The sequence below is a fragment of the Sphingomonas sp. Leaf198 genome (genome assembly GCF_001424005.1).
In the GTDB taxonomy this organism is placed as follows: domain Bacteria; phylum Pseudomonadota; class Alphaproteobacteria; order Sphingomonadales; family Sphingomonadaceae; genus Sphingomonas.
On the sequence record NZ_LMPX01000003.1, the window covers coordinates 179715 to 193452 of the forward strand.

Sequence of the window (13738 nt, forward strand, 5' to 3'; positions counted from 1 at the left end):
CCGACGACGGTCACCACCCTCGATCCTCTACGACGCATGCTATAGGTTCAGATCCGGCCAGTCTGTCGCGGTCCTGTCGTAGACCGCCACCCTCCGTGCCTGCATCCTCCCCCGTTCAATCCGGGGGGACGCGCATGGAACTGAATATCAGGCTGGCCGAGCTGCAAAAGCGCACGATCGAACACCGCGAAGTGCTGCTGACCGAAGAGGCGGCGAAGACCGCGCTCGTCATGCCGTTCCTCCAGTCGCTCGGCTACGACGTCTTCAACCCGTCCGAGGTCGTCCCCGAATTCACCGCCGACGTCGGCACCAAGAAAGGCGAGAAGGTCGACTACGCGATCTGCGCCGGCGGGAAGGTATCGATCCTGATCGAGTGCAAGCCCTCGTCGGTCCAGCTTAACGTCAACCACGCGGGTCAGCTGTTCCGCTATTTCAGCGTCACCGACGCGCGCCTCGCGGTGCTGACCAACGGCGTCGTCTACCAATTCTATTCGGACATCGAGCGCCCGAACAAGATGGACGACAAGCCGTTCTTCACCTTCACGATGGACGCGATCAAGCCCGGCGACATCCGCACGCTCGAGAAGTTCACCAAGGCCGCGTTCGACATCGACAAGATCGTCCAGGAGGCCGGCAACCTCAAGACGCAGTCGCTGATCCGCCTCGAACTGGAGAAGGAGTTTGCCGAACCCTCCGACGAGTTCGTCCGGATGATGGCACAACGCGTCCATGGCGGACGCCTGACGCCCACGATCAAGGACGGTTTCGCCAAGCTGCTCGCGCCTGCGATCGCCGCGCTGATCCGCGATTTCGTCAACGAACGGCTGTCGTCCGCGCTAAAGGCGTCGAGCCCGGTCGAGGACCTGCCACCGGGTGCGTCCGACGACCCCTCCGACGGCGACGGCATCGTCACCACGCAGGAGGAGATTTCCGGCTTCCACATCATCCAGGCGATCGCCTCGCGCCTGGTCGACCCGAAGCGCGTGATCGTCCGCGACGCGAAGTCGTATTGCGCGATCCTGCTCGACGACAACAACCGGAAGACGATCGCGCGGATGCATTTCAACGGCATCACCACCAAGTATCTCGGGATGTTCGCCGGCAAGGACGAGACGCGTCATCTGCTGTCGGACCTGACGCACATCTACCAATATTCGGACGCGATTGAGGCCCGGTTGCGCGAACTGGACCCGTCGATCCCGGCCTAGCGAGCGCTCCCGATCGTTCCCCCGCATCCAAAGACCTACCACCCCGGCGAAGGCCGGGGCCCAATTGGAAAGGTAGGAGTAACGGAGCGCAGTCGTCGTCAGTAACGTCCCCCAATTGGGCCCCGGCCTCGCCGGGGTGGCGGATTGGGTGGACTCACACTCTTCACTTCCGTGTTTCCCCGCGAAGGCGGGGACCCAGACAGGGCTCCCGCCTTCGCGGAAGAACTAGTAGGTTGGCTCACCCCTCCTTAACCTTGGCCGAAGTCCCCCTTCGATCGACCAAAAAAATGGCCCGGTGTGTTGCCACACCGAGCCAAGGTTGTCCGCAGGAGGAACGTCGTGGGTGCGGGCTCGGGTGGCCCGCTACCGAACTAGTCGTAGGCGCGTTCGCCGTGCTCGCCGAGATCGAGGCCTTCGCGCTCGACTTCCTCGGAGACCCGCAAGCCGGTCAGCGCCTTGGCGATGTAGATCGCGATCACGGTGCCGATCGCCGCCCAGACGATGGTTGTGGCGACCGCCGCTACCTGAACGAAGAGCTGGTGGCCCATGTCGAAATCGGGCTTGCCGGGGCCGCCGAACGCGGGGGCGTAGACGATGCCGGTGCCGATCGCGCCGATCATGCCGCCGATGCCGTGGATGCCGAACGCGTCGAGCGCATCGTCATAACCGAGCTTCGGCTTCAAGACCGTCACCGCGTAATAGCAGACCACCGAAGCGACCGTGCCGAGGATGATCGCGCCGAACGGGCCCGAGTTGCCCGCCGCCGGCGTGACCGCGACGAGGCCGGCGATGATGCCCGAGCAGAAGCCGAGTGCCGACCCCTTGTGGCCATTGACGCGCTCGATCAGCATCCAGGCGAGGCCCGCCGAGGCGGTGGCGACGAAGGTGTTGAGCATCGCGAGACCCGCAGAGCCATTGGCCTCGAGCGCCGAGCCGGCGTTGAAGCCGAACCAGCCTACCCAGAGCAGCCCGGTACCGATGCCGGTCATCGTCAGCGAGTGCGGTGCCATGCGATCAGTGGGATAGCCGATCCGCTTGCCGAGGATCAGCGCCGCGACCAGCGCCGAGACACCGGCGTTGATGTGGACGACGGTGCCGCCGGCGAAATCGAGCGCGCCCATCTTGAAGAACTTGCCGCCCGATGCCCACACCATGTGCGCGACCGGGAAATACACGATCGTCAGCCAGACGATGGCGAACACCATCACGGCCGAGAACTTCATCCGCTCGACGACCGAGCCGAGCACGAGCGCGACGGTGATCGCGGCGAACGTCATCTGGAAGCAGATGAAGACATATTCGGGGATCGCGACGCCCGCGGTGAAGGTGGCCGCGGTCGAGTCGGGCGTGATGCCGCGGAGCAGCGCCTTGCCGAAGCCCGAGATATACTCGCCGCCGCCGTCGCCGAACGCCATCGTGTAGCCGTACATGACCCACAACAGCATCGCGAGACACGCGACCGCGCCGATCTGGGTCATCGTCGACAGCATGTTCTTGGCGCGAGTGAGACCGCCGTAGAACAGCGCGAGGCCAGGGACGATCATCATCAACACCAGCAGCGTCGACGTCATCATCCAGGCGGTGTCGCCCTTGTTCACGGTCGCTACCACGGGCGCGACGACCGGGGCTACGGGTGCCGCGACGTCTTGTGCCCAGGCGGGTGCGGCGGCGATCATCGCCGCGCCGAACCCGAGAACCGCCGAGGCGGCTGTCTTCATGTCATGCTTCATCTTGTCCCCCCTCACGTCGTTCATCTTCACAGGGCAGAATCATCGGTCTCGCCGGTGCGGATGCGTACCGCCTGGCCGACGTCGAGCACGAAGATCTTGCCATCGCCGATCGCGCCGGTGTTCGCCGATGCCTGGATCGCCTCGACCACGCGGTCGGACAGGCTGGCGGCGCAGACCACCTCGATCTTGATCTTCGGCACCATGTTGGTGCTGTACTCGGCCCCCCGGTAGATCTCGGTCTGGCCCTTCTGACGGCCGAACCCCTTGACCTCGGTGACCGTCATGCCCGCCACGCCGATCGTGGTGAGCGCTTCGCGCACCTCGTCGAGCTTGAACGGCTTGATGATGGCAATGACGAGTTTCATCGCGCCCCTTCCCCTTGTTACCGGGGGCGCCTCGCAATGTACGTGCCAGTTGGGGTGTGGAGGGGTGAAATGTGCTCGGAGAGCGGGCGCAGGGGAGTTTTGGGGTTAAAACTTGTGCAGTGCGGTGCGGGTGCCTGTTTTATGGGCAGCCGCTACACCTTCGTCATTCCCGCGGAGGCGGGAACCCATACTGGCTCTCTTTGGCGATAATCGCAGAGGTTCGCCAATATGGGTCCCCGCCTTCGCGGGGATGACGGTAGTGGTGACTGTCGAACTCAGTGGCGGAAGTGGCGCATGCCGATGAAGACCATCGCCAGGCCGGCTTCGTCCGCCGCCGCGATGACGTCGGCGTCGCGGATCGAGCCGCCGGGCTGGATCACCGCTGTCGCACCCGCCTCGACCGCCGCGAGCAGGCCGTCGGCGAACGGGAAGAACGCGTCGGAGGCGACCGCCGAGCCGATCGTGCGCGGGGTGGACCAGCCGGCCTTGTCCGCCGCGTCCTTTGCCTTCCACGCGGCAATGCGCGCGGATTCGAGGCGGTTCATCTGCCCCGCGCCGATGCCCGCGGTGCTGCCGTCCTTGGCGTAAACGATCGCGTTGGACTTGGTGTGCTTGGCCACCGTCCAGGCGAAGCGGCAGTCGAGGAGTTCCTGCTCGGTCGGCTGGCGCTTGGTGACGACCTTCAACTCACCCGGCGTACCGTTGTCGCGACCCTGGACGAGCCAGCCGCCGGCAATCGACTTCGCCGTCAAGCCGAGGCGGGCGGGATCGGGTAGGTCGCCGGTGAGCAGCAGGCGGAGGTTCTTCTTGGCGGCGAATAGCGCGATCGCGTCCTCGTCGGCATCGGGGGCGACGACGACTTCGGTGAAGATGCCGGTTATCTGGCGCGCGGTCTCGGCGTCGAGCGTGCGGTTGACGGCGATGATGCCGCCGAACGCCGACACCGTGTCACAGGCGAACGCCGCGGCATAGGCGTCGGCGAGCGTGGCGCCGGTCGCGACGCCGCAGGGGTTGGCGTGCTTGACGATCACGACCGAGGGCTCGGCGTCGCGGAACTCGGCGATCAGTTCGAGCGCGGCGTCGGCGTCGTTGAGGTTGTTGTAGCTGAGCGCCTTGCCTTGAAGCTGGCGGGCCTGGCCGATGCCTTGGACTGAACCGGTCGCGGTGTAGAAGGCGGCGGACTGGTGCGGGTTCTCGCCGTAGCGGAGCGTGTCGCCGCGCTTGAGCGTGATCGGCAGGGTGGCGGGGAATTCCTCGGCCTGATCGACCGTGCCGAACCAGGTCGCGATCGCCGAATCATAGGCTGCGGTGATGGCGAAAGCCTTGGCTGCGAGCTTCTTGCGGTCGTCGAGCGTCGTCGTACCGCCGGAGACGAGCGCATAGTCGGCAGGGTCGGTGACGATCGCGACATAGGCGTGGTTCTTGGCCGCCGAGCGCACCATGCTGGGGCCGCCGATGTCGATGTTCTCGATCACCGTTTCTCGATCTGCCCCTTTTGCGACCGTAGCCTCGAACGGGTAGAGATTGACGATCACGAGGTCGATCGCGCCGATCTTGTGCTCGGCCATCGAGGCGGTGTGGCCAGCGTCGTCGCGCACCGCGAGCAGGCCGCCGTGGACCATCGGGTGGAGCGTCTTGACGCGGCCGTCCATCATCTCGGGGAAGCCGGTGAGTTCGCTGACGTCACGCACCGTGAGGCCGGCGGCGCGGAGCGCGGTGGCGGTGCCGCCGGTGGAGACGAGTTCGACGCCGTGGCTCGCCAGCGCCTTGCCGAGATCGACGATCCCGGTCTTGTCGGAGACGGACAGGAGCGCGCGCCGAATGGGGAGGGTGTTCGGGATGCTGGTCATGAGGGTCTTTCGTCGGGGGTCGCCGTGCGGCGGTGCCTTAGCGTTGGTTGACGTTGGGGAACAGGGGGGCGTGCGGGTTACTCCCCGTCCACCATTTCCCGTCATCCTGACGAAAGTCAGGATCCAGAGCCACGAAGGTGGTCGTTTGGTATCCTGGGTCCTGACTTTCGTCAGGATGACGGAAGTGGGTTGGTTGACGTGGTTCTTGGCACTGCGTCCGGACAGACGTTAGATCAGGCCTTCTTCAGCGCCCAACTCACACTCGCACCGCCGGCTGCGGCCTCTCCGGTGATCATCAGCTGCTGCGTCGCTATGGGCCGTCCGTCAGCGTCGATCCAGACGCTGTCCTCGACCACCAGCGCGCCGCCGCGGCAGCGGAATTGCCACAGGGGACCGCCGGGGAGGCGGAGGATCGCACCCAGGCCGTCGGCCGTGGGGGAGACCTGCACGCCCTCCCCGAGGTGGAAACGGATCGCGAACAACGACAATCCCGCGCGGCGCTTGCGGCCTTGCGGCAACAGCGCGTCCTCGCCGCGGAGCTCGCGGCCGTCGCCGGTGAGCATCAGCTGGCGGCGGTGGAGGAAGCCCCAGCGGCGGACGTAACCGTCGTGGCTCGCCTCGATCCGGCTGGCGGCGTCCGATTCCTGCCGGCTGAGCTCGACTTCGCCGACGCCGCGGCCGAGCGTGCCGTCGGCGAGGATCGCGGTCGAGTTGCTGTCCGCGATCGTCAGCGTCGAGTGGGCGGCAGTCGAGCGCAGGCCTTCGACCATCGCGGGCGGGAGTTGCGCGATGCCCGCGCGTGCGCCGCCGCAATTGACGACGATCCGCGCCGGGCCGTCCGAGAATTCGAACGCGAGTGTCGAGGCGCAGCCGCCTTCGACGAGGCGTGCGATCGGCGGCGGGGCGGCGTCGACGATCAGCACTGCGGTGCCGGCGGCGAGGCGCTGATAGCCCCAGTCGCGCGCCTGGCGGAGGGGGCGGGTGCGGACGCCGCTGGCTTCGATGACCGCGGCGACCTGCGTTTCGCTGGCCGGGCCGCCACCCTGCCAGCTCGACAGGCCACGATCGGCGTGCGCTACGCCGAGCAACGCCGCGACCATCCGGGTGAGAGTGACCGCAACCGTCTCGGGGAGTTCGGCGCTGCGCGCGGCGTAGCTTTCCTGGAGCAGCGTTAGCAGCTGGATCGAGTCGAGCAGCATCGCCGGGCTGCGCGAGACCGAACCGCCATCGTCGAACAGGCCGGTGCCGAGCGCGCGGAGCAGGCCGGCCTCGCCGAATGCCTGGCGCGGTTCGCCGCCGGGGATGAGGAGGCCCGCCGCAACGACTCCGCACCAGGCGGCGATGCGCGGGGCCCCCGCCGGAGCCTTGTCGGCATTGCGATCGAGGTGGAGTGCGCCCTTTGCGAGCGCGTTGAGCACCTTCGACCGATAGATCTGGTCCGACGACGACAGGATCAGCGGGGCGTGTGCGGTCCAGGCGAGAATGCGGCGGCCCCACATGTCGGGGCGCCACGCGATCCCGCCTTGCGTGTCGGCATAGGCGGCCAGCCAGAGGCCCATGAGGTATTCGGCGATCGGCGCGCCGCGCGCGCGGGTCGCGACGGTCGAGAGATCGCGCAGCCAGGCGAAACTGTGGAGGTACTCGGCGAACGGCTTGGGGAGCGGCTTCGTAAGATCGAGCGTCTCGATGTCGCGCGCTTCGCCGCGGAACGAGAGGACGCCCTCCAGCAGCATCGTGCCGCGCGGAATGTCGCCGAGGATCGGGTCGTCGGGGACCGCGATCAGCTTCAGCGGGTAGCGCCCCTTGAGGCGGAGCGTGTGGAGCGGAGTGCGCCACGTCAGACGGTGGAAGCGCTCGGCCAGCCGGTCGGCGAGCGACAGCCCCTTGTCGCCGCCGAGACGGATCAGGCGGCGGCCTTCGTCGATCCCGTCGGGGGCGGGATCGGTCACGGGATCACGCGGTTCGTTCACCCCCGCAACGCGGCGATGTTGGCGGCGTATTGCGACGGCCCACCGCGGAACACCGAAGTGCCCGCGACCAGCGCGTCGGCGCCAGCCTCGATGCAGCGTTTCGCCCACTCCGCATCGACGCCGCCATCGACTTCGAGATCGATCGCGTGGCCGCTCTTTTCGATCATCGTGCGGATCGCCGAGATCTTCTTGAGCTGGCTCGGGATGAAGCTCTGCCCGCCGAAGCCCGGGTTGACGCTCATCACGAGGACGAGATCGACCATGTCCATGAGGTAGTCGAGCATCTTGGCGGGGGTGCCGGGGCAGATCACGACGCCGGCGCGCTTGCCGAGGCCCTTGATGTGCTGGAGCGAGCGGTGGATGTGCGGGCCGGCTTCGTAATGCACGGTGATGCAATCGGCGCCGGCCTCCGCGAACGCATCGAGATACGCGTCGACGGGCGAGATCATCAAATGGACGTCGAACGGCTTGGTGGTGACGCCGCGGACCGACTTCATGACTGCGGGGCCGAACGAGATGTTGGGGACGAAATGGCCGTCCATCACGTCGATATGGATCCAGTCGGCGCCGGCCGCGTCGATGGCGCGGACTTCCTCGCCGAGTTTCGAGAAGTCGGCGGAGAGGATCGAGGGGGCGATGCGGACGGGTTGCATGGGATTGTCCTAGCGCGGGATTCGTGCGGTGCGAAGTCTTTCAATCCTCCCCCGCCAGGGGGAGGTGTCGCCGAAGGTGACGGAGGGGGAGGAACTCGCAACCTACCTTGTCGCCCCCTCCCCCTCCGTCTGGCAAGTGCCAGCCACCTCCCCCTTGCGGGGGAGGATTTCTTAGCTTCGCTTCAATCGGGTGATGAAGAAGCCGTCGCAGCCGCCTTGGTCCGCCAGCATGTTGGGGAGTGTGCGGATGGTGCCCTCTTCCGTAGGCGTGATGCCGGCGGGGAGTTCGGACTGGTCGACCGGGGCGATCGTGTAGTCGCTGCGGGCGGCGAGGAACGCGTCGAGTTGCGCTTCGCCTTCGGAGGGTTCGAGCGAGCAGGTGGCGTAGACGAGAGTGCCGCCGGGTTTCACCCAGTCCGCCGCCCTGGCGAAAATCCGTGCCTGCAATGCCGCGGTTTCGGCGATGATCGAGGGGCGGACGCGGTGGAGGACGTCGGGGTGGCGGCGGAAGATGCCCGTCGCGCTGCACGGTGCGTCGATCAGGATCGCGTCGGCGGGCTCGGTCGGCGCCCATTCGAGGATGTCGGCGTTGACGACCTCGGCCTTCAGATGCGTGCGGTAGAGGTTCTCGCGGAGGCGCTTGATGCGGCTTTGCGAATTGTCGACCGAGGTGACGGTCCAGCCGGCGCTCGCAAGTTGCAGCGTCTTGCCGCCCGGCGCCGCGCAGAGATCGAGGACATGGCCCTCCCCTTTCCCGAGCAGGCGTGCGGGGAGCGAGGCGGCGATGTCCTGCACCCACCAGGCGCCGTCGCCGAAGCCGGCCATGTCGGGGACGGAATCATGGTCGCCCAGCCGCAGATGTCCGGGCATGAAGCTCTCGCCGCCGAGCTTCTCGCGCCAGCCTTCGGTCTCGGACGGGTCCGCGATCGTCAGGTCGAGCGGCGGCACTTGCGCGATCGCGCGGCCTGCCGCGTCGACCATCTCCTCGCCCCACGCGGCTTCCCAGCGCAGTTCGACGGGCGCCGGCAACGTCGGTACCTCGGGGAGCAGCATGTTGGCGCGGAACAGCGTGCCGAACACGCCGTGGACGAGTTTGCGCGGGCCGCCGTCGACCAGCGGCAGCACGGTCGAGATCGCGGCGTGCGAGGGGGTGCCGAGGATCAGCACCTGGACCAGCGCGATCCGCAGCGCCATCCGCGCCTTGGCATCGTCGGGCAGGTTGGTCTTGGTGACCGAATCGATCATCGCGTCGAGATCGGGCAGGCGACGCAGCGTCTCCGCGGCAATCGCGTGGGCGAGACCGCGGTCGGGGCCGTGGATTGCGCGCGTGGCGGCGGGGAGTGCGGATTCGAGCGACTCGCCGCGGCGGAGTACGGCGTCAAGCAGGCGGAGTGCTGCACGACGGGTGGGGACGCCGAGCGGCTCGGGGGCGTGCGTATAGTCGGGCATATAAGGTCCTTCGCGTTCGGTTTGCTGCGCGGCTTGTGGCAAAGCGGCGTGACAGGGCCCATGTGGCGGTTACGACGCCAACACGCAAATCCGGAGAGCCGCGATGGGCCAGCGCCCCGATCATCTGAAGCCACCAGAATACCTTGCGAAGAATACGCCGGTGCCGAAGCCCGAGGCGATCGTGCCGGACAAGGACCCTGAGCCGCGCGATCCTACGCGCTATGGCGATTGGGAGCTGAAGGGCATGGCGATCGATTTCTGATCCCCCGTCATCCTGACGAAAGTCAGGATCCAGGATCACGAACGGTACCGTATTCGGCTCTGGATCCTGACTTTCGTCAGGATGACGGATGTAATCTGCGGCAGCGGTCCTGACGCAGGCGGAACGATTTCCCCGGCGGCGCGTCGCCGCTATGATGAGGGGATTATTCGCAAAACGCTGGGTTAAAGTCACCGGCATCGTCGTCGCGAGCGTGCTCGTGCTGGGGCTGGTGGGGGTTGCCGCGTTTCCGTGGGGATCGCTGAAAGGCGTGATCGAGCGGCAGCTGACCGCGCGATTCGGGCGGGCGGTGACGATCGGCGGGATCGAGCGGGTCGACGCGTTCGGGTTCAATCCGACGATCCGGATCACGAACGTGCGGATCCCGCAGGCCGACTGGGCGGGCAAAGGCGATTTCGTCGATCTGCGCGAGGCGGAGGCGACGTTCTCCGGGCTCGGCTTGCTGAAGGGCGCGTTCGGGCCGCGCGATGTGAAGGCGCGCGGGCTGCATCTGGTGCTGGTGCGCGACAAGGACGGCCGGACCAACTGGGAGCGGCCGGGCAAGCCGAAGGGCGGCGGCAGTTCGACCGATCTCGACGGGCTGACGATCAGCGACAGCGTGATCGAGTATCGCGACGACAAGCAGGACCGCTTCGTCACCGCGAGGTTCATGTCGGATCCGGTGCACGGTATCCGCGCGAACGGGTCGGGCACGATCCGCGGGGCGGCGGTGCGGATCGCGGTGGCGGGGCCGTCGGTGGAGAAGTTCCAGGGCAAGCCCTGGCCGTTCACCGCGTCGATCGATGGCGATGCCCTTTCGATTGCCGCCAAGGGGCTGATGGACCGGCCGCTCGATACCGACGCGATGAGCCTCGACGTGACGGCGCGCGCGACCGATCTCAAGCTGATCGATGCGGTGATCGAGGCGGGGCTGTTCCGCACGCAGCCGGTTTCGTTCAGCGCGCACGTCCGGCACGACCAGCCGAAATGGACCGTCACGCAATTGAAGGGCGTGGTCGGGCGGTCGGATTTCGCGGGGCACGTCACGGTCGACAAGCAGGCTGGCCGCAGCAAGGTCGATGGCGATATCGTTTCTCGGCAGTTCGATTTCGGCGACCTCGCGTCGGACGACGGCAAGGCGGAGGGCGCCGCGCTGGAACGGGCGATCGGGCCGCGGCTGGTGCCGAATACGCGGATCGATATCGGCAAGATCGACAGGACCGATGCGCGGATGGGGTTTCGAATCGGGCGGATCGTGAGCGGCAACGGCGCGTCGCCGATCCTGTCCGCCAAGGGCGTGCTGGCGATCGATCACCAGCTTCTGACGTTGAGCGAGCTGGTCGCGCGGCTGTCGCATGGCAACGTCACCGGCAAGGTGACCGTCGACCAGCGCGGCGACCGGAAGGTGCCGACGGTCGATATCGACCTCAGGTTGCGCGGGAGCAGCGTGCAGGCGCTGGCGGGTGGCGGTGGCGATTTCAGTGGCAACGTGAGCGCGCGGGTGCGGCTGAAGGGGCCGGGCGAGACGATCCGGGCGGCGGTCGGGCGGTCGAACGGGACGATCGGGTTCGTCGCGCGCGATGGGCAATTGCCGCAGGGGATTGCGGCCGCGCTGGGGTTCGATGCGGCGCGCGCGTTGCTGGCGAAGGATGGCGAGCGCGCGGGGTTGCGGTGCGTGGTGCTGAAGCTCGATGTGACGCGCGGGCACGGGCGGGTCGATCCGATGATCGTCGATACGACGGCCAGTCAGTTGCGCGGCCAGGGGAGCGTGGTGTTTCCGGGGGAGACGCTGGACATTCGGCTGACGGGCACGCCGAAACAGCATGCGCTGCTGCGGTTGCCGGGGTCGGCGTACATGACCGGGACGATCGAGCGGCCCAACGTGACGATCCCGCCCGAGGTGAAGTCGGTGGGGAATATCTTCAAGGCGATCGGGCGGGCGATTTCGGGGAATCAGGGGCCGACGGCGAGCGATGCGGATTGCTCGGGGTTGGCGGCGCGGGTGTTGCGGTGATTTCTGATCCTCCCCCGCCAGGGGGAGGTGGCTGGCTCTTGCCAGTCGGAGGGGGAGGTAAGGGCAACGTAGGTTCCGTGTCCTCCCCCTCCGTCACCTTCGGTGCCACCTCCCCCTGGCGGGGGAGGATCGCGAGGTCAGCCCTTCCTTGTTCTCCCGCGAAGGCGGGAGCCCAGTCTGGATCCCCGCCTTCGCGGGGAAACAGTTTTGGGGGTTAGCCCGCCTCGCCCTTCAGCGGCCGCGCGAGCAGGTCGCCGATGACGTCGCTGACGGGCGCACCTTCCAACAGGCGGCAGACGGCTTCGGTGATCGGCATGTCGACCCCGGCGTCGCGCGCAGCTTCGCGGAGGACGGGGGCGGTGAAGGCGCCTTCCGCGACGGTGCGACGGTCGGCGAGCAGCGTCGCGGCGGAGTCGCCTCTCCCCAAACCGACGCCGAGCGAGAAATTGCGGGAGCTGGTCGAGGAGCAGGTGAGGACGAGGTCGCCCAGCCCCGATAGCCCGGCGAGCGTTTCCGCGCGCGCGCCGCGGGCGAGGCCGAAGCGGGTCATCTCGGCGAATCCCCGCGCGATCAAGGCAGCGCGTGCGTTCTGGCCGAGCCCTGCCCCCTCGACGACGCCGCAGCCGATCGCGAGGACGTTCTTCACCGCGCCGCCGATCTCCGCACCGGCGACGTCGGTCGAGGCGTAGGTGCGGAAATGGCGCGCTGCCAACCGCGTGGCGAGGCGTTCGCCGAGGTCGGCATCTTCGCACGCCAGCGTGACCGCGGTGGGTAAGCCGGCGGCGACTTCGTGCGCGAAGGTGGGCCCGGAGAGAACGGCGATCGGCGCGTCGGGGTGAACGGCGCGCGCGACTTCGCCGACGAGACGCTTGCTGCCGGCTTCGATGCCCTTGGCGCACAGGACGAGCGGGATGCGGCCGACCGGGGCGGCGGCTAGGACGCTGCCGACGTGCTGCGCGGGGGCGACGACGAGGATCGCGTCCATGTCGGCAAGCGCGGCGAGGTCTTCGGTCGCGCGGATCGTCGGGGAGAGCGCGACGCCGGCGAGGAACAGGCTGTTCTCGTGGTGCGCATTGATCGACTCGACGACGGCGGTTTCGCGTGCCCATAGGATCACGTCGCGACCCTCGTGCGCGGCGACCTGCGCGAGTGCGGTGCCCCAGGCGCCGCCGCCGATGACGCCGATCTTCATGCCTTCACTCCTGCGCCACGCACCGCTTCGGCGTTCGGATCGAGCGGCCAGCGTGGCCGCGCAGCGACGTCGAGCGGGTCGGTGAGGCCGGCGGCGAAGCGCTCGGCGCCCGCCCAGCCGATCATCGCCGCGTTGTCGGTGCAGAGCCAGAGCGGCGGCGCGACGAAGCGCAGGCCGTGGGCGCTGGCGAGCGTCTGCAACGCGCCACGGACCGCGGTGTTCGCGGCGACTCCGCCCGCGACGACCAGCGCGGTGGCGCCGTGCGAGGTGCGGAGTGCCTTGGTCGTGCGGTCGATCAGGCAATCGACGACCGCAGCCTGGAACGAGGCGGCGAGGTCCTCCGGCGAATATTGGCCGACGACGCGGGCGACCGCGCTCTTCAGGCCGGCGAACGAGAAATGCGGTTCGGCCGAGCCCTTCAGCGGACGTGGCAGCGGGGCCGCCTTCGGGTTGCCGAGTGCGGCGGCGCGTTCGACCGCGGGGCCGCCGGGAAAGCCCAGGCCGAGCAGCTTGGCGGTCTTGTCGAAGGCTTCGCCTGCCGCGTCGTCGATTGTGGTCGCGAGCCGGCGATACGCGCCGACTCCTTCGACCAGCAACAACTGGCAATGCCCGCCGGACACCAGCAGCAGCAGATACGGAAATTCGAGGTCGGGGTCGGACAGCCGTGGCGAGAGCGCGTGACCTTCGAGATGGTTGACCGCGATCAGGGGCTTGCCCGCGGCGTGGGCGAGCGCCTTGCCGGTAACGAGCCCGACCATGACGCCGCCGATCAGCCCCGGCCCGGCGGTCGCGGCGATCGCATCGACATCGGCCAGCTTGAGCCCCGCATCGGCGAGGGCCGCGACGATAAGCGGTTCGAGTGCCTCGACATGCGCGCGCGCGGCAATTTCGGGGACGACGCCGCCGAACGGGGCGTGCGCGGCTTCCTGGCCCAGCAGCCGGTGCGCGAGGACCTGACGGTCGCCGGTGACGAGCGCGGCGGCGGTTTCGTCGCAGGAGGATTCGATACCGAGGATGATCATCGCGTGTCTGTATATGCGTGCGCCGA

The 13738-nt window shown here is 67.8% G+C and carries 11 protein-coding genes; 3 read left to right on the plus strand and 8 right to left on the minus strand.

All coding sequences use genetic code 11. From position 1 onward, the window contains the following. Positions 1-134: 134 nt before the first annotated feature. A complete protein-coding gene (locus tag ASG20_RS13415; RefSeq protein ID WP_056053648.1) occupies positions 135-1208 on the plus strand; it encodes a type I restriction endonuclease in 1074 nt (357 codons plus the stop codon). Positions 1209-1579: 371 nt separating this feature from the next. Here ASG20_RS13415 and ASG20_RS13420 read toward each other — a convergent pair whose 3' ends face one another. The 6 genes from ASG20_RS13420 to ASG20_RS13445 form a co-directional block, all read right to left on the minus strand. Then, on the minus strand, positions 1580-2926 hold the full coding sequence (locus ASG20_RS13420; protein WP_056054729.1) for an ammonium transporter: 1347 nt from the start codon (positions 2924-2926) through the stop codon (positions 1580-1582). A 38-nt stretch (positions 2927-2964) separates the two neighbouring features. After that, entirely contained in the window at positions 2965-3303 is a 339-nt protein-coding gene (locus ASG20_RS13425; RefSeq protein ID WP_056053652.1) for a P-II family nitrogen regulator, read from the minus strand. Between the two features lie 275 nt (positions 3304-3578). Continuing rightward, a complete protein-coding gene (gene purH / locus ASG20_RS13430) occupies positions 3579-5153 on the minus strand; it encodes a bifunctional phosphoribosylaminoimidazolecarboxamide formyltransferase/IMP cyclohydrolase (RefSeq protein ID WP_056053655.1) in 1575 nt (524 codons plus the stop codon). 233 nt (positions 5154-5386) lie between these two features. Further along, positions 5387-7102, minus strand: coding sequence for a heparinase II/III family protein (locus ASG20_RS13435; RefSeq protein WP_231420595.1), 1716 nt, complete (start codon positions 7100-7102; stop codon positions 5387-5389). A gap of 17 nt (positions 7103-7119) precedes the next feature. After that, positions 7120-7776 carry a ribulose-phosphate 3-epimerase gene (gene rpe, locus ASG20_RS13440; protein ID WP_056053662.1) on the minus strand — a complete coding sequence of 219 codons (657 nt, stop codon included), beginning with the start codon at positions 7774-7776 and terminating at the stop codon, positions 7120-7122. 171 nt (positions 7777-7947) lie between these two features. Beyond that, positions 7948-9225, minus strand: coding sequence for an RsmB/NOP family class I SAM-dependent RNA methyltransferase (locus ASG20_RS13445; RefSeq protein WP_056053665.1), 1278 nt, complete (start codon positions 9223-9225; stop codon positions 7948-7950). Between the two features lie 103 nt (positions 9226-9328). Here ASG20_RS13445 and ASG20_RS19070 point away from each other — a divergent pair, with 103 nt between their 5' ends. Together ASG20_RS19070 and ASG20_RS13450 are read left to right on the plus strand one after the other, a co-directional pair. Beyond that, entirely contained in the window at positions 9329-9487 is a 159-nt protein-coding gene (locus ASG20_RS19070; protein WP_082441494.1) for a DUF1674 domain-containing protein, read from the plus strand. Positions 9488-9641: 154 nt separating this feature from the next. Then, the gene (locus ASG20_RS13450) at positions 9642-11498 is read left to right on the plus strand and encodes an AsmA family protein (protein WP_056054732.1); all 1857 of its coding nucleotides are present in this window, start codon (positions 9642-9644) and stop codon (positions 11496-11498) included. 214 nt (positions 11499-11712) lie between these two features. Here ASG20_RS13450 and ASG20_RS13455 read toward each other — a convergent pair whose 3' ends face one another. Beyond that, positions 11713-12690: an NAD(P)H-dependent glycerol-3-phosphate dehydrogenase gene (locus tag ASG20_RS13455; protein WP_056053668.1), complete on the minus strand. Its 978-nt coding sequence runs from the start codon at positions 12688-12690 to the stop codon at positions 11713-11715. Continuing rightward, positions 12687-13712 (minus strand): tRNA (adenosine(37)-N6)-threonylcarbamoyltransferase complex transferase subunit TsaD, encoded by a 1026-nt coding sequence (gene tsaD / locus ASG20_RS13460; protein WP_056054734.1) that lies wholly within the window; start codon positions 13710-13712, stop codon positions 12687-12689. Before tsaD ends, ASG20_RS13455 begins: the two co-directional genes overlap by 4 nt. Positions 13713-13738: the final 26 nt, after the last annotated feature.